17 protein-coding genes are annotated in these 22858 nt (G+C 76.4%); all 17 read left to right on the forward strand.

Annotated elements, in window-relative coordinates; all coding sequences use genetic code 11:
* Positions 1–53: 53 nt before the first annotated feature.
* The 17 genes from QBL21_RS14300 to QBL21_RS14380 all read left to right on the forward strand — a co-directional run bounded on the left by QBL21_RS14300 (position 54) and on the right by QBL21_RS14380 (position 22857).
* Positions 54–1433: an acyltransferase domain-containing protein gene (locus QBL21_RS14300; protein ID WP_407562553.1), complete on the forward strand. Its 1380-nt coding sequence runs from the start codon at positions 54–56 to the stop codon at positions 1431–1433.
* Positions 1426–6315 carry an SDR family NAD(P)-dependent oxidoreductase gene (locus QBL21_RS14305; RefSeq protein ID WP_407562554.1) on the forward strand — a complete coding sequence of 1630 codons (4890 nt, stop codon included), beginning with the start codon at positions 1426–1428 and terminating at the stop codon, positions 6313–6315. Before QBL21_RS14300 ends, QBL21_RS14305 begins: the two co-directional genes overlap by 8 nt.
* Positions 6312–7241 carry a 3-oxoacyl-[acyl-carrier-protein] synthase III C-terminal domain-containing protein gene (locus QBL21_RS14310; protein ID WP_407562555.1) on the forward strand — a complete coding sequence of 310 codons (930 nt, stop codon included), beginning with the start codon at positions 6312–6314 and terminating at the stop codon, positions 7239–7241. Before QBL21_RS14305 ends, QBL21_RS14310 begins: the two co-directional genes overlap by 4 nt.
* A 78-nt stretch (positions 7242–7319) precedes the next feature.
* A complete protein-coding gene (locus tag QBL21_RS14315) occupies positions 7320–8714 on the forward strand; it encodes a hypothetical protein (RefSeq protein ID WP_407566420.1) in 1395 nt (464 codons plus the stop codon).
* The gene (locus tag QBL21_RS14320) at positions 8711–10006 is read left to right on the forward strand and encodes a type III PLP-dependent enzyme (RefSeq protein WP_407562556.1); all 1296 of its coding nucleotides are present in this window, start codon (positions 8711–8713) and stop codon (positions 10004–10006) included. The genes QBL21_RS14315 and QBL21_RS14320 overlap by 4 nt, the downstream gene beginning before the upstream one ends.
* A gap of 61 nt (positions 10007–10067) precedes the next feature.
* Complete coding sequence (locus tag QBL21_RS14325; RefSeq protein ID WP_407562557.1) at positions 10068–10349, forward strand: acyl carrier protein; 282 nt, start codon at positions 10068–10070, stop codon at positions 10347–10349.
* Positions 10350–10352: 3 nt separating this feature from the next.
* Positions 10353–11246, forward strand: a complete 894-nt coding sequence (locus QBL21_RS14330; RefSeq protein WP_407562558.1) for a hypothetical protein — start codon at positions 10353–10355, stop codon at positions 11244–11246.
* Positions 11243–12088, forward strand: a complete 846-nt coding sequence (locus QBL21_RS14335; RefSeq protein WP_407562559.1) for an acyl-CoA dehydrogenase family protein — start codon at positions 11243–11245, stop codon at positions 12086–12088. Before QBL21_RS14330 ends, QBL21_RS14335 begins: the two co-directional genes overlap by 4 nt.
* Positions 12085–13296: an acyl-CoA dehydrogenase family protein gene (locus QBL21_RS14340; RefSeq protein WP_407562560.1), complete on the forward strand. Its 1212-nt coding sequence runs from the start codon at positions 12085–12087 to the stop codon at positions 13294–13296. The genes QBL21_RS14335 and QBL21_RS14340 overlap by 4 nt, the downstream gene beginning before the upstream one ends.
* Positions 13289–14647, forward strand: a complete 1359-nt coding sequence (locus tag QBL21_RS14345) for an MATE family efflux transporter (protein ID WP_407562561.1) — start codon at positions 13289–13291, stop codon at positions 14645–14647. The genes QBL21_RS14340 and QBL21_RS14345 overlap by 8 nt, the downstream gene beginning before the upstream one ends.
* On the forward strand, positions 14648–15409 hold the full coding sequence (locus QBL21_RS14350; protein ID WP_407562562.1) for a 4'-phosphopantetheinyl transferase family protein: 762 nt from the start codon (positions 14648–14650) through the stop codon (positions 15407–15409).
* Positions 15394–16866 (forward strand): condensation domain-containing protein, encoded by a 1473-nt coding sequence (locus QBL21_RS14355; protein WP_407562563.1) that lies wholly within the window; start codon positions 15394–15396, stop codon positions 16864–16866. Before QBL21_RS14350 ends, QBL21_RS14355 begins: the two co-directional genes overlap by 16 nt.
* The gene (locus QBL21_RS14360) at positions 16863–18704 is read left to right on the forward strand and encodes a hypothetical protein (RefSeq protein WP_407562564.1); all 1842 of its coding nucleotides are present in this window, start codon (positions 16863–16865) and stop codon (positions 18702–18704) included. The genes QBL21_RS14355 and QBL21_RS14360 overlap by 4 nt, the downstream gene beginning before the upstream one ends.
* A gap of 40 nt (positions 18705–18744) precedes the next feature.
* Positions 18745–20046 carry a PIG-L deacetylase family protein gene (locus tag QBL21_RS14365; RefSeq protein WP_407562565.1) on the forward strand — a complete coding sequence of 434 codons (1302 nt, stop codon included), beginning with the start codon at positions 18745–18747 and terminating at the stop codon, positions 20044–20046.
* Positions 20047–20057: 11 nt separating this feature from the next.
* The gene (locus QBL21_RS14370) at positions 20058–20936 is read left to right on the forward strand and encodes a methionyl-tRNA formyltransferase (protein ID WP_407562566.1); all 879 of its coding nucleotides are present in this window, start codon (positions 20058–20060) and stop codon (positions 20934–20936) included.
* 327 nt (positions 20937–21263) lie between these two features.
* A complete protein-coding gene (locus tag QBL21_RS14375) occupies positions 21264–22007 on the forward strand; it encodes an ABC transporter ATP-binding protein (RefSeq protein WP_407562567.1) in 744 nt (247 codons plus the stop codon).
* A gap of 1 nt (position 22008) precedes the next feature.
* The gene (locus tag QBL21_RS14380; protein WP_407562568.1) at positions 22009–22857 is read left to right on the forward strand and encodes an ABC transporter permease; all 849 of its coding nucleotides are present in this window, start codon (positions 22009–22011) and stop codon (positions 22855–22857) included.
* Position 22858 lies beyond the last annotated feature (1 nt).

The following is a 22858-nucleotide window of genomic DNA, read 5'->3' on the forward strand; positions in this document are numbered from 1 at the left end:
CGGGGCCCGCGGCCACGGCTGTCGTTCTCACGCCACGCGAAGGGGAGGCGGAGATGGACCTGAGAACCGCACTGCTGCTGCCCGGCCAGGGCGCCTACCGGCCCGGCGCGTTCGCCGGGCCGCGCAGCGCACCGGTCGCCGACCTGCTGGACGTCGTCGACGCGGTCGCCGCCGAGTTCGGCCACACCGCGATCTCGCCGCTGCTCACCGACACCGAGGCGGCCGACGGCCGCCGGCTGTCCGAGACCGACCCGTTCGCCCTCCAACTCGCGATCTACGCCGCCGCACTGGTGCACGCCCGCGAGGTCGACCTGCGCGAGCCCGCCGACGTCGTCCTCGGCCACAGCATGGGCGAGATGGCCGCCGCCGCCCACGCCGGCTGCTTCACCGCCGCCGACGGCGCCCGCATCGCCGCCCACCGCGCCCGGGCGCTGGAGCACACCGCCGCCGGCTCCGGCGGCATGCTGGCCCTCACCCTGCCGGCCCGCCGCGCCACCGCGCTGCTCGCCGCCGCCGAACTGCCCGGCGCCCGGCTCGCCGTCGTCAACGCGCCGCGGCACGTCGTCGTCTCGGGACCGGAGGCCGCCCTCGGCCGGCTCGCCGCCCTCGCCGACGTGCTGGACGTACGGGCCGTCCGGCTCACCGCGCCGTACCCCTTCCACAACCCGCTGCTGGCCACCGCCCAGGCCGAGTTCGCCGCCGCCGTCGAGGGCATCGCCGAGCGGCCGGCGCAGCGGCGGCTGTACTCGCCGGCCCTCGGCGGGCTCGTCACGGACGACACCGACGTCAAGGCGTCGCTGGTCGCGCAGCTCACCCGGCCCGTCGACTTCCTCGCCGCGCTGCGCGAGTTGCAGACGTACGGGCTGGAGTCGGTGGTGGAGTGCGGGCGCGCCGGGCTCGGGGAGCTGGTGCGGCGCGCGGTGGGGTGCCGGGCGGAGACGGCGGAGCGGTGGCTCGACGGACGTACGGGGGAGGGGACCGAACCCGCGCCGGTCGCGGCCCCGACCGCGCCGACCGCGCCGCCGGTGCCCGCGGCGCGGGCCGTCGTGACGGCCGGGCCCGGCCCCGTACCGGCCTCCGTGCACCTGCCCGAGGCCGACCCCGGCCCCGTTCCCGTACCCGCAACCGAGCCCGCGGCGACGGCTCCCGCGCCGGCCGGCCCCGGCGTCCTCGCCACCCTCCAGCAGGTCTACGCCGACCGCCTCGGCTACCCCGTCGAGGCCATGGACCCCGACGCCGACCTCGAAGGCGACCTCGGCATCGACTCCCTCAAGCGCATGGAGGTGCTCAGCACGCTGATCGACCGCTTCGGCCTGCACCACGTGGCCGACGACACCCGCTTCGCCCTCCAGTCCACCCTCGGCGGCCTCGCCCGGCTCATCGACGAGACCGGCCGCACCGCTCCCGCCGCCGGTGTACGGGCCGATGGCTGACGGCACCGCAGGCGGCGACCCCCGCCCGCCGCGCTACCGCGTCGAGGCCGGCGCCGCCGACCGCGCCGCCGCCGAGGCCGCCGTGGCGGCGCTGCGCGCACAGGGCCTGGACGCCGCCGTACGCACCGCGGGGTCGCTGCCGTCGCTCGCGGCGGCGCCCGGCGCCGACGGCTTCGGGCACGTCGACCCCGGCGCGGTCGTCGCCGTCGGCATGGGGCTCGCGGTGCCGGGCGCCGGTTCGCCCGACGAGCTGTGGCACCTGCTGCGCGACCGCGTACCGCAGTTCAGCGAGCCCGGGGACCGGATGGACATCGACGCGCTGTGGTCCGCGGACCCGGCCGCGCCGGACAAGACGTACGCCCGCACCTCCGGCTTCATCCACGACCTCGACCCCCACCCGCGGCTGCGCGCCGAACTCGCCGCCGGCCGCGCGCCGGAGCGGGAGCCGAGCGGCCGGTGGCTGCGCCACAGCGTCCTCCAGGCGCTCGACGGCGTCCGGATCGACGCCGGTACGCGCACCTTCGCCGCCGTGGGCATGACCGCGGACGGCGGCCACGCCGCCGAGCACAGCCTGCTGCGGCACGGCGCCCGGCTGCTGGCCGGGCCGGGAGGCGCGGACGCCGACCCGCTGGCCGCGCTCTACCCGGCCGGCTCGCCCGACCTCGCCGACACCGCGCCGTACCGCGTCGTGCGCGAGGCGCTGGCCGGGCTCGCGGACCCGGTGGAGACCGTCGTCGTCGACACGGCCTGCTCCTCGTCCCTCTACAGCTTCGACTTCGGCATGCGCGCGCTGCGCGAGGGCCGCGCGGACGTCGCCCTTTGCGGCGGCACGTACTCCGTCAACGCCCAGACCATGGTGCTCTTCGCCAAGCTCGACGGGCTCGCCAGGGGCGATCGCGTGCGCTCGCTCGACCGCGGTGCGGACGGCGTGCTCTTCTCCGACGGCGCCGCGGTCGTGGCCCTCAAGACGTACGCGCGGGCCCTGGCGGACGGCGATCCGGTTTTCGGCTTCGTCCGCGGCTTCGGCGGCTCCTCCGACGGGCGCGGCAAGGCGGTGTACGCGCCGAACCCCGCCGGGCAGCGGATCGCCCTCGAACGGGCCTGGGCGGCGGCCGGCGTGGCCCCGGACGACGTCGACTGGATCGTCGCCCACGCCACCGGCACCGCCGCCGGCGACCAGGCGGAGCTGCACGCGCTGGCCGCGGCGGCGCCCGGCAGGCGGTGGACGCTGACGTCCAACAAGTCGCTGATCGGACACACCGGCTGGGCCGCGGGCGCGGTCAACGTCATCCACGCGCTCCTCGCGCTGCGCCACGAGGCGATCCCCGCCCAGCACCTGTACACCGAGCCGGTCGCGGGCGCGGCCACCGTTCCCGTACGGACCCTGCCGTGGCGGCCGTCGCCGGGAGGCAGGGCCCGTACCGCCGGGGTCTCGGCGATGGGGTTCGGCGGCACCAACGCGCACCTGGTCGTCAGCGACCGCCCGGGCCCCGCGCCCGTGGCCGCCGCCCCGGAGCCCGTCGTGGTGGTCGCGACGACCGCCCTGGAGCCGGAGCGGGGCCCGGTGTTCGGCACGTCGTTCCCCACGCCGGCGCCGCTGGAGGTGCGGCTGCCGCCGGCGGTGCTGGAGCGGCTGGACCGCAGCCAGCTCATGGCCCTGCGGTGCGCGCTGGCGCTGCGGGAGGGCTGGGGCGCGCCGGACGCCGGACTCCTGGGGCGTACGGGGGTGTTCGTCGGGCACAGCGGCCAGGTGCGGCAGGCGCTGGCGTGCACGCTGCGCGCGTACCTGGACGACATCGCGGGCCGGGCGGGGACGGCGGTGGACACGGCCGCGCTGACCAAGGGGGTACGGGCGCTGGCACCCGAGAGCAACAGCGACTCGCTGCCGGGCCTGATGCCCAACATCATCGCGTCCCGGGTGGCGCAGCTCCTCGACCTGCACGGCCCGAACATGACGCTCGACGCCGGCCCGGACTCCTCCCACGCGGCCCTGGCGGCGGCCTGCCGCCACCTCGCGACGGGCGAGCTGGACGCGGCGGTGGTGATCGGCGCGACGGCGGCGGCCGAACTGGTGGCGCCGCCGCCGGGCGCGGTGACGACGGAGACGGCGGCAGCGGCGGTGCTGATGCGCCGCGGCGAGGCCGAGGCGCGCGGGCTGCGGGTGCTGGGGGAACTGGTCGTGGAGCCGCCGGGGCCGGGCGCGACGGCCCCGCCGGGGGCGGTGCCCCGCCCCGGCGCGGGTGCCGACGCGGTGGGGGTACGGCCCTACTTCCACGCCGCCGAAGGGCTCGTCGCCCTGCACCGCGCCGTCCGCGCGAACGACGCGGCGGCGGAGCTGGCGCCCGTGGCACCCGGCACCCCCGCGCTCACCTACGCGCCGGAGTCGCCCGAGGCCCCGGATCGGCTCGGCGAACTGCGCCCGCACACGCTGCGCCTGAAGCGGCTGGAGCGCCCCGCGGTACGCCCCCCGCTGCCCGCGCTGCCGCCGGACACCCTGGTGCTGACGAACGCCCCGGAGGACCTGGCCGGCATCACCCCGCCGCCCGGCTGCACCGTCGCGGTCCCGCGCGCGGCGCACGCGGAGCCGGCACCGGACGTGCACGTGCTCGGCACCCCGGAGGACCTGGCCGCCGTCCTGGCGGAGCACCGCCTCCGCCACGTGCGCGTCCTTTTCGACGCGAGGCGCCACCCGGCCGGGACCGCGGACCTCCCCACCGCCTGCCTGGAGTTGCAGGAGCTGGCCTTCGCCGCCGCGCATCTGCTCGCCGACGCCGTCGATGCCGGCGGATCCTTCGCCGTGCTGGTCCTCGACCCCGGCGGCCCCGTGCCCGGTCCCGCCGCCGGGCTCTTCACCGGCCTCGTGCGGGCGCTCGGCGCCGATCTGCCCGGCGGGCTCGTCTACGCCGTCGTGGCCGACGCCGGCGACCTGGGCGGCGGGCTCGAACTGCTGGGGCGGGAGTCCGCCGTCGAGCGGCATCTCGCCGTCGCCCACTACCGCCGCGGCGTACGCGCCGAAGCCGTGCTGGAGCCCGCCGACGACCCCCGCCCGCCGGTGCCACTGCCCCCCGGGCCCGTCGTCGTCGCGACCGGCGGCGGGCGCGGCATCACCGCCGAACTCGTCGACCAGCTCGCCGCGCTGTCCCGGCCCGCCGCGATCTGGCTGCTCGGCTCCGGGCCCGCTCCCGACGCCGCGGCCGGCGCCTCAGCCGACGGCCTCCCCGCCGACCGGCCCGCCGCCCTGCGGCGGCTGATGGCCGAGCACCCCGGCGCGAAGCTCGCCGAGCTGAACCGGCGCTACAACCGCGCGCGGCAGGCCGCCGAGCGGGCCCGCACCCTCGGCCGCCTCGCCGCCCGCCACGGCGCGGACCGCGTGCACTACCGGCAGTGCGACGTGCTCGACCCCGCCGCGCTGCGGGCCGTGGCCGCCGAGATCGCCGCGGCCGGCGGCGCCGACGTCGTCGTGCACGGCGCCGGCGTCGAGCGGGCCACCGCGCTGCGGCGCAAGACGCCCGCGGAGTTCTGCGCCGTACGGGACGTGAAGGTCCGCGGCTGGCTCAACCTGCGCGCCGCCTTCGCCGCCCACGACCCCGCGCTGTGGCTGGCGATCAGCTCGGTCACCACCGTCGTGGCCCGCCCCGGCGAGGCCGACTACATCTCCGCCAACGAGTTCCTCACCCACGCCGCCGCCCACGCCCGCGCCACCGCGGGCGCCGACGTGCACGCCCTGGTCTCGGGCCTGTGGACGGAGAGCGGGATGGTGACGCACACCCAGGTGCAGGACGCCTACCTCGCCCGCGAGGACAACTTCACCCACCTCGACGACGCCCTCGGCCGCCGCTACTTCCGCACCGAACTGCGCCACCGCCGCCGCGACCACCGCACCTCCGTGTGGCTCGGCGAGACCGAGTGGCGCATGCTCGGCGCCGTCGCGCCGGAGCTGCGCGCCGCCGGCGCCCGGCCGCACCAGCCCGCCGGGGCGTTCGTCCGCGGGCCCGGCGCGCCCGCCGAGGGCGGCGGCACGGCCTGGGAGGTACGGCTCGGCCTCGACGACCACGGGTACGTGCGCGACCACCGGGTCGACGAACGGCCCACGCTGCCCGGGACGTTCATCATGGAGATCGCCGCCGAAGCCGCCGCCGCGGTCGGGGCGGGGCGGCCGGTGGCGATCGAGGACGCCGTGTTCGCGCGGTTCGTGCGCGCGGCGGAGGAGCAGTGGCCGCGGCGGCTCGTGGTCACCGCGCGCGCCGAGCGGCCCGGGCGGGTAGACGTGGTCGTCGCCAGCCCGCCGCGGGGGCCCATCCCGGCGCAGGAGTACAGCCGGATGACGGTCGTCCTCGACGGCGCGTACGCTCCGCCGCCCGACCCCCGGCCCCTGCCCGGCACCCTTGCGCCCGCCCGCGACGCCTACGCCCTGGCCGGCTCACCGGTCCGGCTCGGCGGGCTCTTCGACTCGCTCCGCGAGCCCCGTACGGGCGCCGCCTGCGGCACCGCCCGGCTGCACCTGCCGGCGCCCGGACACCTCGGTGCGCTACGGGACTTCCTCCTCCCCGCACTGGCCATGGACAGCCTGCTGCGGGCGACCGCCGCCACCCCCGCCACCGCTGCCGTCGGTGACGCCGCCGACGCACCCGTCCCCGTGCCCGTCCGCATCGACCGGTTCGACCTGTACGCCCCCGGCAACGACGCCGCGCTCGCCGCGGAACCCGCGCCGGTCGACCTGCGCCACCGCACCGCGGGCGACGGCACGGTGGCCGGCTGCGAGGCGGTCGGCGACGGCGGGCGGGTGCTGTTCGCGTTCACCGGGCTCACCACCCGCGACAAGCGGGAGTCCGCCCGGCTCACCGTCCGCCCCGCAGCCACCGCCGCAAGGAGCGCCCGATGACCGCGCTGTACGACGTCGCCGCCCACGTCGCCCCCGTGTCGGTGCCCATCGCCGACCTCGCCCCCCGCCTCGGCGTCGGCGACCGCGACCTCGCCCTGTTCCACCGCTACTTCGGCCTGCGCGACGTGCGCATGTCGCCCGGCGCCGGACTGCGCGAGATGACCGTCGCCGCCGGCCGCGAGCTGACCGCGCTGAAGGGCAACGAGCACCGCGTGTCGTACGTCGTCAGCGCCCGCACCATCCCCATCGGCTCCCGCGCCTCGCAGAACCCGGTGCACGACGCCGCCGACGAACTCGGCGTGGGGCACGCCGCCGTGTTCACCGTCACCCAGCAGGCGTGCTCCTCCGGGCTCGCCGCCGTGGACCTCGCCGGGCGGCTCCTCGCCGAGGACGGCGACCCCGACGCGCTGGCGCTCGTCGTCGCCGGCGAGAAGGCCGACTGGCCCACCGCCCAGCTCATCCCCGGCACCACCGTGATGGGCGAGTCGTCGGCCGCCTGCCTGGTGTCCGCCGGCGGCAGCGGCGACGTGCTGCGCAGCTACGTCACCCGCACGTTCGGCGAGTACCACGACGTGAAGCTGCCGCCGCCGCGCGGCGAGGAGTTCGAGCGGCGCTACGCGGAGCGGCTGACGGCCGTGATCCGCGAGGCGGTGGCCGCGGCCGGGATCGGCATGGAGGACCTGGCGTGGATCCTGCCGCACAACGTCAACCGCATCTCCTGGGCGAAGGCCGCGCAACTGCTGGACTTCCCGCGCTCGCGCATCTGCCTGGACAACGTGGCCTCGCTCGGGCACTGCTTCGGCGCCGACTCCTTCATCAACTACGTGACCCTGCGTGACGCCGGACGGCTCCGCAAGGGCGACTGCTATCTGATGGCCGCGGTGGGGCTCGGCGCCACCTTCGCGGCCGCGGTGTTCCGCCATTGACGGCGGGCGCACCCGCCGACACCGCCGTGAACGCCAGGAGAAGAACGCCAGGAGAAGGGGGACGAGATGGGGGACGACATGACCGGCAACCCGCCGGCCGACGACTTCATGAGCGGCGTCCGGCGCGCCTGCACCGGCGACCCGGCCGCACCGCTCGTGCTGCTCGGCAACATCGAGGTCGAGCGCGACTGGGCGCACGGCGAGCCCGGCGTGCCGGCCGTCGGGGACAACGCGCCCTCCCCGGTCGTCGCGCGCATGGACGAGTTCGCGCTGCTGCTCGGCGGCGCGGGCGACCACGTGGTCCTCAAGTCCGCGCCCGACCCCGGCTATCTCGACCACCTGCGCGGCATCGGCCTCGACCTGCCGCACGTGCAGGTCACCGACCGCTGCCGGCCCGGCGTGCCCGTCACCGAAGAGGCGCTGGACTCGCCCGGGCTGCTCGCGCGGCTGCGGCCGCTCGGCGCCGCCGGCGTGCGGCTGCTGCCGCACGGGATCTCCGCCGCCGAGGAGGAGCTGGGCCGGCGGGCCGGGCTGGCCGCCGCGCTGCCGCCGGCGGCGCTCGCCAAGCGGGTCAACAGCAAGATCTACAGCCGCCGCGTCACCGCCGAGCTGGGCGTGCCGCTGGCCGAGGGCTGGGAGTGCGAGTCGGTCGCGGAGTTCGAGGCCGTGGCGGAGAAGGCCGCGGCCAGGATCGCGGAGGGCGCCGTCGTCGGGGTCAAGGACGCCTACGGCGTCTCCGGCAAGGGCATCGTCGTGGCCGACCGGGCGCGGCGCCTTGAGCAGGTGGTGCGGATGGTGCGGCGGCGCGCGGAACGTACCGGGGACGACCGGCTCGCCGTGGTCGTGGAGGTGTGGGCCGACAAGGCCGCCGACCTCAACTACCACCTCACCGTGGGCCGGGACGGCTCCGTGCGCTTCGACTTCGTCAAGGAGGCGCTGACCGCCGGCGGCGTCCACAAGGGCCACCGCTTCCCGGCCCGGCTGACCCCCGAGCAGCACGCGGTCGTGGCGGACACCGCGCGGCTCCTCGGCCGCCGGCTGGCCGCCGACGGCTACCACGGGCCCGTGGGCGTCGACGCGCTCGTACGGACCGACGGCTCGCTGCTGCCCGTGCTGGAGATCAACGCCCGCAACAACATGTCCACGTACCAGACCCGGCTCCAGGAGCGCTGCGTCCCGGCGGGCGCGGTCGTCGTCGCGCGCCAGTACGACGTGCGGCTGCCCGGCCCCGTCCCGTTCGACCGGCTCGCCGCCGCGCTGGGCCCGCTGCTCTTCGACCGCGCCGCCGGCCGCGGCGCGCTCCCCGACAACCACGCGACCGTGAACGCCGCCTTCGCCGGCGCCGACGCGCCCCCCGCCGCCCCGGCGGACGGCCGCTTCTACTTCCTGCTCGTCGCCCCCGGCCAGGCGGAGGCGGACGCCCTGGACGCCGAAGTGGCCGCGCGCCTGACCGAGTTCGGAGACGTACGATGACCGACGCCACGCCCGCCACCCACTGCCAGGGCCTCGCGCTCACCGACCTGGCCGCCGAGTTCGGCACGCCGCTGTACCTCTACGACGCCGACCGGCTCCGCGACCAGTACACGGGCCTCAGGCAGCGGCTGCACCCGGCGCTGCGCCTCTTCTACTCCCTCAAGGCCAACCCCAACATCGCCGTCACCCGCACCATGCGCGAGCTGGGCGCCGGTCTGGAGCTGTCGTCGCTGGCCGAACTGGCGACCGCGCAGCGCGCCGGGGCCGCCGGCGAGGAGATGCTGTTCCTCGGCCCCGGGAAGAGCCGCGACGAGATCGCCGCCTGCCTCAAGGCCGGCGCCCGGCTGATCGCCGAGTCGCTGCCCGAGCTGGCCGTCATCGACGAGGAGGCCCGGCACCGCGGCGTCACCGCCGAGGTGCTGCTCCGCGTCAACCCGGCGTTCGAGCTGAAGGGCGGCGGGCTGACGATGGGCGGCAAGCCGCGGCAGTTCGGCATCGACGAGGAGACGCTCGACGCGCTCGACCCCGCCGACCTGCGGCGGTACGGCAACGTCCGGGTGACCGGCGTGCACGCCTACATGGGCACCCGCATCCTGGCCGCCGCCGCGATCGTGGAGAACACCCGGCGCATCCTCGAACTGGCCGAACGGCTCGCCGGGCGGCTCGGGTTCGACCTCGGCACGGTCGACGTCGGCGGCGGGCTCGGCGTCGCGTACCACGCGGCCGAGAGCGACCTCGACGCCGACGAGCTGACCGCGGGCGTCAACCCCGTGATCGCCGACTTCCACACCGCGCACCCGGACACCCGGCTGGTGATGGAGCTGGGCCGCTACCTGGCCGCGCCCGCCGGGACGTACCTCACCCGGGTCCGCTACACCAAGGAGTCGCGCGGCGAGCGCTTCGCCGTCTGCGACGGCGGCACCAACCACCACATGGCCGCCGTCGGCATCGGCTCGCCCTTCCGCCGCAACTTCCCGATGCACCGCGTCGGCGGCGGCTCACCCACCGCCGCGTGGAACGTCACCGGGCCGCTGTGCACCCCCAACGACACCCTCGGCAAGGGCGTCGACCTGCCCGCGGACCTGGCGCCCGGCGACCTCGTCGCCGTCACCCGCTCCGGCGCGTACGGGCCGAGCGCCTCGCCCGTGCTGTTCCTCAGCCACGGCCACCCCGCCGAGGTGCTGGTCCGCGACGGGCGCGCCCACCTCGTACGCAGCCGCGACACCGTCGACGAGCTGCTGGAGCGGCAGTTCGACACCGGGCCCGCGGCGCCCGCCGCCCCGGTCCCGTAGCCCCGGCCACCGCAGGTACCACCGCACCGCACGCACCACCGTTCCGCACAGGAGGCAGAGCATGACCACGCACGTCGACGAGGCCCGGTCCGACCTTGAGGCCAAGGTGATCAAGTCCCTGGAGGTCGTGCTGCGCAAGGACCTCGGCGAGGCCACCGCGCAGACGAAGCTCTTCGAGGAACTGGGCCTGGACTCCACCAGCGTCCTCGAACTGCTCATGACGCTGGAGGACGACCACGGCATCGAGATCGACCCCGAGACCCTGGAGCCCGAGCACCTGGAGACGGTCGGCGCGGTGTGCGCGTTCATCGAGGTGTCCGCCGTCTCCGGCGCGGAGGGCTAGGCGGTGGCGATCCCCGTCGCACTGGAGCGGCTGACCGCGGTCGGGCCGCCGGCGCCCGGCCACGGCGGCACCACGGCCGCCGACCTCCGGGAGTACGCCCGCGACCTGGAGACGGTCTACGGCCCGCTGCCCGACCGCACCTGGCTGGAGCACGGTGAGCGCGTCTCGTACGCGGACCTCGTCACGGCCGTCGCCGGCGCGCTCGGCGGCCCGGACAGCGGCGTGGACCTGCTGCTCACCGTCACGCCGGTGCCGGACTGCCAGGCCCGGGTGCTGCCCGGCTGCCTGCTGGCCGAGCTGCTGGGCGGCCGGCCGCCGGTCATCGGCGTCAACGACCAGGGCGCGGCAGGGGCGTTCACCGCCCTGCGCCTGGCGCGCGCCCGGATCGCGGGCGGCGAGGCGCGGCGGGCCGCGGTCGTCGTCATGGAGCAGTCCACGCTGCCGCCGGAACCCGGCTACGCGCTGCCGCCGGGCACCGGCGCCGCGGTCGTGGTCGTCGGCGCGGACCGCGCCGGGCCCGGCACCGGGCTCCGGCTGGCGGAGCTGACGGTCCGCCGGCTGCCCGCGGCGGACCGGCGCCCGGGAGGGGCGCGACCGGGCGGCTGGCTGCGGCCCTGGTACGAGGCCGCCCTGCGGCACGCCGCGCGGCCCGGCGGCGAACTCGCCCTCGCCGACCGGGACGAGGCCCTGGGCTACGACTGCCGGGTGCTGTTCGCGCCCGCCGCGGCCGGCCCGTACGCCGCGCCGGGGGAGACGCCCGAGGCGGGCGGCGCCGCGTACGAGCGCGTGCGCCCGTACGCGGCGCCGGGGCCCGCCGCCCCGGCTCCGGCCGCGGCGGCATCCGGCGGGCTCACCGCCCCGCATCCGCAGCAGAGCGCAATGGAGGCGCGGACGTGACCGCACAACCACTCCGGCACCCACCCGCAGAACCAGCCGCAGAACCGGCCGCCGGCCCGGCCCTCGGCCCGGTCGGCGCCCCGGTGTTCGACACCGCGCTCGGGCTGCGCTGCCGCGCCCGCGCCAAGGCCGAGGGCCCCGCCCCCGCCCTCGCCGAACTCCGCGCCGGGCTCGGCCCGGACGCCCGCGCCTGGGGCCCCGGCGGGCACGCCCTGCTGCCGCTGGCCGCCGCCGAGGCGCCCGGCGGTGCGCCCGTCGCCACCCTGGAGTTCGCCTCCGGCGACCTCGGGGTGTGGCGGGACGAACGCCACCGCGACGGGACCACCGGGCCCTGGACCGCCGGGGTGCTGTGGATCCGGCTCGGCCTCACGGAGCAACTGCTGCGCACCGCGGCCGACCACCTGGCGGGCCGCCGGGTGGGCGGCGAGGTGCTGGCCGAGATCTCGTCCGTACGTACCAGGCTCGGGGAAGCCGCCGCGGACCTGGTGGAGGCCCGGCTGCTGCTGGAGCACGGCGCGGACGACGGCGCGGCCGGCCACGAACCGGAGGAAGGACCGGGCACCGGCAAAACGGCGGGCGCCGCCGGCACCGGCGCGTCCGGGCCCGGCCGCCGGCCCGGCGGCGCCGCACAACCCGTCGCCGGCATCCCGCCCGGCTCCGCCGCAGTCGCGGCCGACGCGCTCGTGCGTGCCCAGCGGGCCGCGCTGCGGCTGCTCGGCGCCGCCGGCTATCTCGACGACGGCCCCGGCCGGCTCGCCCGCGCCGTCGACCTGCTGGCCGACGTCCATCCCGTCGCCGCAGACCCGGCGGCCGGCCGCCACGCCACCGAGGTGAGCCCATGACCACGACCCCGACCCGCACCCCGCCCCCCGCGCGGCACCGGCCGCCGGCCGCGCCGCCCCCCGACCCCGCGCGGCTGCGCGCCGCCGTCGAGGAGTACGCGCGGGCCTTCCGCGCCACCGCGCTGGCCATGGACGAGCCCGGCGCCGACCCCAGGACCCTCAACCCCGTCGTCCACGACGCCTACTTCCCCGTCCTCCTCGGCCTGCCGCCCGCGTACAACCCAGACCCGCTGATCGTCGACGGCCGCCCCTGCCATCTGCACACCTGCGTCGAGCGCGTCGTCGTCTACGAGCGCCTCGCCTGGGGCGACGCCGCGCTGATGGTCGCCGCCCCCGGGCCCTCGCTCTCCGGCGTACTCACCGAGGAACTGGGCGACGACGACCAGAAGGAGCGCTACTACTCCACCCTCGCCGCCCGCCCCACCTGGACGTTCTTCGCGCTCACCGAACCGCACGCCGGCTCCGACGCCACCGCGCTGACCACCGCGCTCGCCGAGGCCGGCACCCCCGGCTCGTACCGGCTGAGCGGCGTCAAGAAGTACATCGGCAACTCCGTCCGCGCCGACCTCGGCGTCGTCTTCGCCCGCATCAAACCGGGCCCCGTCGGCGTCGTCGCCGTGCTGGTCGAGCCCACCCGGCCCGGCTTCACGGCCACCGCGCTGCCCACCACCGGCATGCGCGCCATCGGGCTCGGCGAAGTCCGCCTCGACGACGTGCCCGTGGCCCGCTCCGACATCCTCGGCATGCACCTGTCCGCCACCCGCCGCGGCATCGTCGGCGCGATGCGCACCTTCAACCGCGCCCGGCCCGTCGTCGCCGCCATGGCCCTCGGCATCGCCCAGGCCGCCTGGGACTACGCCGCCACTCACCGCCGCGCGCTGCGCGCCGACGAGTCGTACGCGATGGAAGGGCTGCGGCGCCGGCTGGCCGGCACCCGGCGGCTGGTCCTGGCCGCCGCCGAACAGGCCGACCGCGACCCCGGCGACGGCACGGTCGCCTCGGCCGCGAAGTACCGGGCCGCCGAACTGGCCCTGGAGACGGCCGAGTACGCGCTCGGCCTCTTCGGCCCCGGCGCCCGGCTGGAGCACCCGCTGCTGGACAAGCTGCACCGGGACGCCCGGGCCTTCGAGTTCATGGAGGGCACCGGCACCATGCAGCGGCTCAACCTGGCCCTGGGCCACCGGAAAGGCAGGATCCTCGATGACTGACGTCAAGGAGCACGGCGACCCGGCCCCGGGGCCCGCCCCGGCCCCGCCCGACGACCTGCGGGTCCGGCTGCGTGCGCTGGCCGTCCCCATCTGCCTCGGCGTCGTCACCGGCCTCGGCGCCCAGTTCGCCATCTCGGCGCTGCTGGGCAACATGGGCGGCGACGCGCTGTACATCAGGGCCCTGTTCATCCCCATCTCCTTCTTCTTCCTGGCGCTGGAGGAGGGCATCGAGATCAGCAGCCAGGTCGTCTCCGCCCGCCGCCGCGGCGCGGACGCCGGCGACGACTCGCAGCCGCCGCTGGTACGCATCGGGGCCATCGCGCTCGGCTGCTTCGCCGTCGCCGCCGCGGTCATCGCGCTGGCCGCGCCGCAGATGGCCGCGACGCTCGACGTGGACGCCGACTCGCACGACGACTTCGTGCTCTTCGCCCGGCTGGTGGCCGCCTCGTTCCTGCTGGCGGTCCTCACCTCGGTGGTCGCGGGCACCCTGCGCGGCTGGGGCAGCGCGCGGTCGGCGTCGGTGATCACCATCGCCGTCGCCGGGATGCAGGTGCTCGGCGTGTGGCTGCTCGGCTTCTACGCCGACATGGGGGTCTTCGCCGTGCCCGCGTCCATCGCCGGCGCCTCGGTGGTCGGCCTCACGTCGGGGCTGATCCTGCTGGCGCGCACCGGGCTGCTGCGCTTCGGCGGGCCGGCGGAGCCGCTGAGGCAGACGGTGGCGGTCCTGGTCACCGTCGGGGTGCCGGTGGCCGTCTCGTACCTCTTCATCGCCGGCATGAACTACACCTCGCTGTGGGTACTGTCCGACTTCGGCTCCGACGCCGTCGCCGGCTACGGCGGCGCGCACGCCGTCCAGGTGCTGTCCCTGTCGCCCGCGATCGCGCTCGGCTCGGCCGTGGCCATCACCATGAACCAGTCCCTCGGCGCCGGCGAGAGCCATCTGCTGCGGCCCATCCTGCGCGAGGGCGTGCGGTACGTGCTGATGGTGTACGCACTCCTGGCCGTCGCCGGCTTCGCGCTGGCCGGGCCGCTCGGCAGGCTGATGAGCGACGACGGCGGCACCGCCGCGTTCACCGACGACTACCTGACGATCGTCGCGCCGAGCTGGCTGGCGTTCGGGCTGCTCAACATGGTGACGATGAGCCTCCAGCAGGTACGCAACGGGCACATCACCATCGCCTCCGACATCGTCTACCTCGCCGCCGTCAACGTCGGCGGCGGGCTGATCGCGCGCGCCGTGGACCACGCGGAGGCGTACTTCGTCGCCCTGGCCGTCGGCAACGTCGTCATCGCCGGGCTGCTGCTGGCCACGGCGTGGCAGCGCTTCGGCCGCGCCGCGGAGGCGGCCTAGGTGGGCGCGGGTGCGGCCGGCGACGGGGGCACGGCCGGCGAGGGGGACGGCGGCGCGGTACGGGTCTGGGACGTCGACCTGTCCGGCGACGCCGGTGCGGCGGGGGCGGCCGGCCCGGCCGCCGGGCTGCTCACCGACGCCGAACGGGCGCGGGCCGCACGGCTCGCCGACCCCGTACGCCGCACGGCGCTGCTCCGCTCGCACGCCGCCGCCCGGCGGCTGCTCGCCGACCACCTGCGGCTGCCGCCCGAGCGGATCGGCTGGACCCCGGGCCCGGCCGGCAAGCCGGCGCTGACCGGCGCGGGCCGCGGCTGCGAGTGGAACCTGTCCCGCTCCGGGCTGCGCGCCCTCGTCGCCGTGGGCGGCGCCGGGCCCGTCGGCGTCGACCTCCAGGCCGAACACCCGCACGGCGACCCGCTGGCGCTCGCCCGGCGGTTCTTCGCACCGGCCGAGGCGGCGCGGCTCGCCGCGCTGCCTCCGGGCGGGGCCCGGGTGCGGCGGCTGTGCCTGCTGCTGTCCCGCAAGGAGGCGTGGGCCAAGGCCGCCGGCGGGCGGCTGCTGGACTTCCTGCGCCGCGACGTCGGCGACGCCGGTGACGGCGCCGACGGCCCGGCGCCCCGCCGGCTGGGCGGCGTCGAGTACGCCGTCGCCGACCTCACGATCGGACCGGGGTACGCCGCCGCGGTCGCCACCACCGGCCGCACGACCGGCCGCATCGACTACCGCAGTTGTGACTGGAGGGATCTGTGCGTACGGAACTGAGCGAGGCGGCGGGCCACACCGCCCGCGTGGTCACCGTCGGCATCGCCGAGGTGCCCGCGGGCCGGGGGCCCGTGACCTGGGGCCAGTGGGCCATCCGGCGGGCGATGCTCGACACCGAGCCCGACGACCACGGCACCAACGTCAAGGTGGTGGTGCCCGTCGCGCCCGCCGTCCCGGCCGCCCGCGCGGTCGAGGCCGTCCGCGGGCTGCTCACCGTGTACGACTCGCTGCGCACCCGCGTCCACGTGGCCGGCGACGGCGCGATGCGGCAGGAGCTGGACGGCGACGGCACGTTCGACGTGCACCTCTTCGACGCGGCGGACGCCGCGGGCGCCGCCGCGCTCGCCGACGCCGTCGAACGACACTGGCGCACCGTGCGGTTCGCGTACGACCGCGAGTGGCCGGTGCGCGCCGCGCTCGTGTGCGTCGACGGCGCGGTGGTGCGCGCCGTGCTCGTCCTCGCGCACATCGCCACCGACGCGATGGGCCTGACCCTGCTGCACCGGGCGCTGACCGAGCTGCTGCACGGCGCCGATCCCGCGGAGCTGCGCGCCGCGAGCCGCGGGCTCCAGCCGCTGGCGGAGGCCGGGTTCCAGGCGTCCGAGAAGGGCCGCAAGCGCGACGGGGCGGCCCGGCGGCACTGGGTGGAGTCCCTGCGCGACGCCCCCGAGCGGCTGTTCGCGCGCAGGCCGGGCGCCCGCCCGGAGTTCCGGCAGGCGGTGCTCGCCTCGCCGAGCCTGCCGGGCGCGCTGCGGACCCTCGACGAGCGGTGGCGGATCAGCTCCTCGGCGATCCTGCTCGCCGCCGCCTCCGCGGTGGTGGCCCGGCAGTCGCGCCACGACCGCGCCGTGTTCCAGGTGATGGTGAGCAACCGGTTCCAGCCCGCGCTGCGGGAGGCGGTGAGCACGGTGACGCTGGAGGGCCTGTTCACGCTCGACGCGGGGCTCGGACCCGACGCCGGGCCCGCGGCCTTCGAGGCGCTCGCCCGGCGCGCGGCGCAGGCGGCGATGAAGACGTACTACCACGCCTACTACGACAAGTCCGCGCTCCTGGACGACCTGCGCCGGCTCGACGAGCGGCGCGGCCGGCCGGTGGACAGGACCTGCTGGTACAACGACCTGCGCGACATGATCACCGACGCCCGTTCGGTGGACCGGCGCGAACACGAGGGCGTGCGGCCGGAGAAGTCGGTCATCGAGTGGCAGACGCTCGGCCGGCAGTCGGAGACGTCGGTGGCCTGGCACGTGTACAGCAGCAGGCACTTCATGCCGGTGTCCCTGACCATCGACACCGGCCTGATCGACGAGCCCGCCGCGGAGGCGATGCTCACGGGGTTCGAGGCGCTGATCGTCGACGCGGCGCGGGCGGCCAAGGCCGCCGGGCCGCCGGCCGGCGACGTCCCCGGGCGTGCTGCGGACGCGGGTGCCACGGGCCGTAGCCGGGCGGCGCTCGCATGACGCGACCGGCCGTCCGGCTCAGCACCGTCGTCATGTGCCACCCCTCGCGCCTCGCCGGCGCCGAGCGGGTCGCCGCCGAGTGCGCGCCGCTGCCCGCCCGTATCGTCCGGGACCCGGACCCCGACGGCTTCCCCAGCCCGCTGCGCACCGCGAAGGTCGCGTGGGCGGCGATCGCGCCCGGCGCCACCCACCACCTGGTGGTGCAGGACGACGTCAGCCTCGTCCCCGGCTTCGCCGACCACGTCACCGCGCTGCTCGAACGCCACCCGGACCGCGCGGTGTCGCTGAGCGTGCTGTGGGTGTCGCCGTACAACTCCTACCGGGTGCGGCAGGGCGCCGTCGGCGGCTACGCCTCGGTGCGGCTGGCGCCGTGGGAGTGGGTGCCGTCGCTGGCCCTGGCGCTGCCCGCGGAGACCGCCCGCGAACTCGCCGCGTTCCTCGCGGAGTTCCCCGACGTCACCCGCGACGACGACGAGCACATCGCGGTGTTCTGCGCCGAGCGCGGCATCCCGGTGGTCGCGCCGGTGCCGCACGTGCTCGACCACGGCGTCGGGCCCTCGGTGGCGGGCAACGACCACCACGGCATCCGCCTCGCCGTCGCCTGCGCGGACGGGCCCGTCGGCACCGGCCACTGGGCGGGCCCCGAACTGGCCGACCCCGCGCACCACGGCGGCCTCGGCTACGCCGTCGAACTCGTCGCGTCCCGCTGCCACATACGGATCCGCCGCAGCGGCGCGCAGGAGGCGGCGGAGCAGCCGTTCACCTGGCCGTGGCGGCCCTGGTCGGCGCTGCTCGGCGTGGCGCACGAGACCGTCACCGCCGCCGCCCGCGCCGCCGGACCCGCGCCGGGGGCGCTGCCCGCGGAGCTGGCCGGCGAGGTGTGGGCCGCGGGCTACCTGCTCGGGGCGCTCACCCCGGACGGCGGGGACGAGCGTCCCGGGCACCGGCGCGTCCGCGAGGAGGCCCGCGCGGCGGCGCTGCGGAGCTGGATCACCTCCGGGCTGCGCGCCGACGACCGGGCGGAGCTGGGCGAGGAGGGATGCGCGGCGGCGGCCGGGTGGGCCGCGCGCGCGGTGGCCGCGGGCCGGGCGGCGCGCGACGCGGGCGAGGCACCGGCGCACGGAACGGACACGCCGGGGACGTACGAGAGGGTGCCCGCGGCGTACGAGGGCGTGGTGCCTGCGCCGTACGGGGACACCCCCGCGGCGTACGACGCGGCCACGCCGTACGAGGACGCGCCCGGCGCGTACCGCACGGCGGACCGCGACGGCGCCGCCGACGCCACCCGCCGCGCCACCGCCCACCGTGCCGCCGTGGCGCGGATGGCCCGCCGCGAGGCGAGCCTCCTGCTCGGTCCCGCGCCCGAGGAACTGCCCGACGTCCGGCTCAAGGTCGTGCCCTGCCCGGAGCACCCCGCCGCCGACCCGGCGCTGCCCACCCGCGACCTGCCGGTGCGCTGGCTCGGCGAACACCTCAGCGAGGTCGCCGGCGACTCCACGCTCGCCGTCCTCGCCTGCGAACGCCTCGAACCCCGCCCGCTCGCCGGCCTCGCCGCGCTCATCGACGGCGGCTGGAAGGGCACCGTCGAGACCCGCGCCGCCACCGCGGCCCGGCTGCGCGCCGCCGGGCTGCGCGGCGCGGCGCTGACCGCGGCGGTGGACGACGCCGAGCGCCGCTTCGCCGCCGGCGACGGCGCCACCGTCACCCTTCCCGCGGCCTGCCGCGCCGCCGGCGGCACACCGCGCCGGCTCTGGCCGCACGACGACCCGGAGTTCTCCGCCGACGACGACCTCTACGCGCGCCTGCGGCTGCGGCACGTGCGCGAGATCGCGCTGTAGCCCGACCCGCGGCAACGAACGGACGGAAGGTGGTGCGGCCTTGGCCGAATCCCCGGGGAAGCCGGCCCACGGCGGCCGGCTGCGGATGCTGGCCGTCGGGGCCCACCCCGACGACATCGAGCTGGGCGCGGGCGGCCTCGTCGCCAAGGCGCACGAGCAGGGCCACCGGGTGGCGTTCCTGATCCTCACCGACGAGGGCGCGCACGGCCCGCAGCGGCGCCGCGAGGCGGTGCGGGCCGCCGGGGCGCTGGGCGTCGCGCCCGGGGACGTGCACTTCGCGGGCTTCCCGGACGGCCGGCTGCGGGCCGACGGCCCCTCGGTCGGCCGGGTGCGGCAACTCGTGCGGCGGTACGGCATCCGCCCCGACGTGGTCGTCACGCACACCCAGGCGGACAGCCACAACGACCACGCCGAGGCCGGCCGGCTCGCGCACGCGGCTTTCCGCGACACCGCGTACCTGCACTTCTCCATCCACATCTCCGCCGAGAGCGACCGCTTCTCGCCGCGCGTCTTCGTCCGCCTCACCCCCGAGCGGCTGCGTGCGAAGAGCCGCGCGCTGGCCTGCTACGGCTCGCAGGCGCGCCGGATCGGGCGGCTGGAGCTGGCCAAGTACGAGGAGAAGCTGGGGCAGTCGGCCCGGCTGGGGCGGGCGGAGGGCTTCGAGGTCGCCGTGCAGTACGGGACGCCCGACGCGCTGCTACGGACGGTGGGCCTCAGCGACTCGGCGTTCCACCGGTTCTGGCAGCCGGTGGTCGCCGACGGCACGGTCACGCTGCTCTACGGCGTCCCGGACCGCGGGGACCGGGAGTCGCTGGTGCACCGGCACGCCGCGCAGGACGAGTTGCGCCGGGCGTTCATCGACTGCTGGCCGCCGCCGTACCCGCTGCGCGAGCAGTTCGCGGACACCGACGAGGCGCTGACCGTCGCCGCGGCCGGCAGCGTCGTCACCACCTGCGGGCCCGAGGACAACCGGATCGCCGCGAGGCTGCGCGCGTCCGGGCGGCTCGTGTGGGCGGCGGAGACCGACGGGGCCGGCCGCGGCGGGCTGCGCGACCTGCGCACCGGCCGCCTCCTGCGCGGCGGCGCCCGCCGCCATCTCGGCTGCGTCGCCCGCATCGAGAACCCGTTCCGGCGCGGCGGGTACGCCGTGGTCGCCGGCGGTGCCACGGAAGCGGCCACCAGGGCGGGCCTGGGGCTGCTGGCCGATCCCGGCCGCTGCCCCGGGCTCCTCGACGTCTTCGACCGGGAGCCCGCCGCGCACGTCGCCTACGCGGTGGACCCGGTGACCGGCGGGCTGACGCTCGTCGAGGTACGGCACGGCAGCGACACACCACCCCTGTGAGGAGCCCGACGATGACCGCACGACTGGTCCTGATCACCGGCCACACCTTCGGCCTGCGCGCGTACGAGGGCGTGTTCGCCTCTTCCGCGTACCTCGACGGGCGGATCGAGGTGCCGCTGATGGTCGGGCTGCCCGAGGAGCGGGCCGCCGGCACGGTCGGCTACGCCCCGGTCGCCGGCCTCGCGCGGGAGCAGGGTGCGCAGTTCGCCGCCGCGAAGGACGGCACGCTGCGGGAGCTGGCGCCGGCGATACGGGCGTGCGAGCCGGACTACCTGCTGGTCGTCGGCTGGTCGCGGCTGGTGCACCCGGAGGTGGTGGACATCGCCCCGTACGGCGGCATCGGCATGCACCCCACGAAGCTGCCGCTGGGCCGCGGGCAGGCGCCGATCCCGTGGACGGTCATCAAGGGGCTGCGCAGCACGGCGCTTTCGGTGTTCTTCCTGGAGCCGGCGGCGGACACGGGACCGGTGATCGCGCGGTACGACATGGAGGTACGGGCCCGGGAGACGGCGTCGTCGCTGTTCCACCGGATGGCGCAGACGCACTTCACCGCCGGGCTGGAGCTGGCCCCCGCGCTGGCGGAGCGCCGGGTGCGGGGCGACGTGCAGGACCCGGCGGCGGCGACGCGGTGGTCCAGGCGGCGCCCGGCGGACGGGCGGCTGGACCACGCGATGACCGCGGAGGAGGCGGACGCGCTGGTACGCGCCCTCCTCGGCCCGTACCCGCGCGCCTTCGTCTCCGTGGGCGACACGGACTACCCGGTCCGCGCGGCCCGCCTGCTCCCCGGCCCGGCGGGGCCGGCGGACGCGCGGCGCGCGGAGGTGACGGCGACGCGCGTCTTCTTCGGCTGCCGCAGCGGCGTCCTGGAGCTGGAGCGCGACCTGCCCTGACCGCCTGATCCACCCGATCCACCCGATCCACCCGATCCACCCGATCCACCCGATCCACCCCGCGCCCGAGCGCGGGCCGGCCGCACCGAAGGGGCGGTCGGAGCCCGGTCGACCACCGGGCTCCGACCGCCCCTTCGTGTGTCCCTACTGGTCGGTTAGGGGGAAACGCGTGTCGTATCCCTTGACGGCCTCCGGGTGACGTGCCTAACGTGCTTGATAACACATTCTTAGATAGTGATAACCCGATCGGCCAACTCCGGTGTCGCTCTGATGCGCGGAGAGGAGCTTTCCATGGAATCCATGGGGATTTCAGCGCAGGGTATCGCGATGCGTTTTGCTCGGCGCGAGCAGGAACAGACGGTTCTGGAGAACCTGGACCTCGACATCACCCCCGGCAGCTTTGTCACGCTGCTCGGCCCGTCCGGCTGCGGCAAGAGCACGCTGCTGAAAATTCTGGGCGGCATTCTCGAACCCACGGACGGCACCGTGCGGATCGGTGGGAAGCCGGCCGCCGACGCGGTCAAGGGCCGCTTCATCGGCCTCGTACCGCAGCGGCCCGCGCTGCTGCCGTGGAAGTCCTCGCTCCAGAACGCGAGCATGCTGCGGCAGATCGCCGCGGGCGAGCGCGCCGCCGACGCCGCCCCCGCGGCGCGCCGGGCGCTGGAGCTGGTCGGCCTCGCCGAGGCGGAGGACAAGCTGCCGCACGAGCTGTCCGGCGGCATGGCGCAGCGCGTGTCCATCGCCCGCGCGCTGGCCATGGACCCGGCCATCCTGCTGATGGACGAGCCGTTCGGCGCCCTGGACGCCATCACCAGGGACGAGATGAACCTGAAGCTCGCCGAGATCTGGGCGACGACCGGCAAGACCGTCGTCTTCGTCACCCACTCCATCTCCGAGGCGGTCTTCCTCTCCGACACCGTGCACGTGATGGGCCTGGACCGGGGCCGCTTCCTGGAGTCGCTCGACGTCGCCCTGCCCCGGCCCCGCACCCGCGAGGTGCTCGACGACCCGGTGTTCGCCGAGTACACGGGACGGCTGCGCGGCCACCTGGAACCGAAAGCGACGGTCTGACATGGTGCTCGCACAGGACGACGTGAAGAAGCCGGCCGGGCGCCGCCCCGGCGGCGGGCCGTCCCGCGGCGGCGCGGTGCGCACCTGGATCTGGCGCGTCTGGCCCAGCCTGGTGGTCTTCGTCGCCGGCTTCGTGCTCTGGGAGCTGGCCGTCGAGGTCTTCGGCATCTCCAGCTTCGAACTGGCCAAGCCGAGCGAGTTCCTCGCCGAGATGTGGCACTCGCGCGACATGCTGTGGGACGCCGCCTGGGTCACCACCCAGGAGATCCTGTACGGCTTCCTGCTCAGCTTCGCCATCGGCGTGCTGCTCGCCGTGCTCATCGTGCGCTTCGGCTGGCTGGAGCGCGCGCTCTACCCCCTGATCGTGCTCTTCCAGGTCGTCCCCAAGGTCGCCCTGGCGCCGATCTTCATCCTCTGGTTCGGCTACGGTCTCGCGCCGAAGCTGCTGCTCATCGTGGTGATCACGTTCTTCCCGATCACCCTCAACATGATCGTCGGCCTCAAGGCCATCGATCAGGACCTGCTGCTGCTCATGCGGTCCGTGGGCTCGTCGCGGAACCAGATCCTCACTCGCATCCAGATCCCCACCTCCCTGCCGTACCTCTTCGCCGGCATGCGCATCGCGATCACCCTCGCCGTCATCGGCGCGGTGGTGGCGGAGTTCTCCGGCGCCGAGAACGGCCTCGGCTATCTCATCCAGTTCGCCTCGACGCAACTGGACACCCCGCTCATGTTCGCGGCCCTGACCCTCGTGTCCCTGCTCGGCCTGATCCTCTATTACGGGATGTCGCTGCTGGAGTTCGTGCTCCGCAAACGTTTCCCGCACATCACGGCCGACACCACCCGTTGAA

The sequence above is a fragment of the Streptomyces sp. 184 genome, assembly GCF_045781775.1.
GTDB lineage: Bacteria > Actinomycetota > Actinomycetes > Streptomycetales > Streptomycetaceae > Streptomyces.

What these genes read in the sequence shown, in the direction of transcription:
- QBL21_RS14305 (WP_407562554.1), top strand. Translation starts at nt 1,426, where the DNA reads ATGGCTGACGGCACCGCAGGCGGCGACCCCCGCCCGCCGCGCTACCGC.
- QBL21_RS14310 (WP_407562555.1), top strand. Translation starts at nt 6,312, where the DNA reads ATGACCGCGCTGTACGACGTCGCCGCCCACGTCGCCCCCGTGTCGGTG.
- QBL21_RS14380 (WP_407562568.1), top strand. Translation starts at nt 22,009, where the DNA reads ATGGTGCTCGCACAGGACGACGTGAAGAAGCCGGCCGGGCGCCGCCCC.
- QBL21_RS14375 (WP_407562567.1), top strand. Translation starts at nt 21,264, where the DNA reads ATGCGTTTTGCTCGGCGCGAGCAGGAACAGACGGTTCTGGAGAACCTG.
- QBL21_RS14300 (WP_407562553.1), top strand. Translation starts at nt 54, where the DNA reads ATGGACCTGAGAACCGCACTGCTGCTGCCCGGCCAGGGCGCCTACCGG.
- QBL21_RS14340 (WP_407562560.1), top strand. Translation starts at nt 12,085, where the DNA reads ATGACCACGACCCCGACCCGCACCCCGCCCCCCGCGCGGCACCGGCCG.
- QBL21_RS14370 (WP_407562566.1), top strand. Translation starts at nt 20,058, where the DNA reads ATGACCGCACGACTGGTCCTGATCACCGGCCACACCTTCGGCCTGCGC.
- QBL21_RS14315 (WP_407566420.1), top strand. Translation starts at nt 7,320, where the DNA reads ATGACCGGCAACCCGCCGGCCGACGACTTCATGAGCGGCGTCCGGCGC.
- QBL21_RS14325 (WP_407562557.1), top strand. Translation starts at nt 10,068, where the DNA reads ATGACCACGCACGTCGACGAGGCCCGGTCCGACCTTGAGGCCAAGGTG.
- QBL21_RS14345 (WP_407562561.1), top strand. Translation starts at nt 13,289, where the DNA reads ATGACTGACGTCAAGGAGCACGGCGACCCGGCCCCGGGGCCCGCCCCG.
- QBL21_RS14360 (WP_407562564.1), top strand. Translation starts at nt 16,863, where the DNA reads ATGACGCGACCGGCCGTCCGGCTCAGCACCGTCGTCATGTGCCACCCC.
- QBL21_RS14320 (WP_407562556.1), top strand. Translation starts at nt 8,711, where the DNA reads ATGACCGACGCCACGCCCGCCACCCACTGCCAGGGCCTCGCGCTCACC.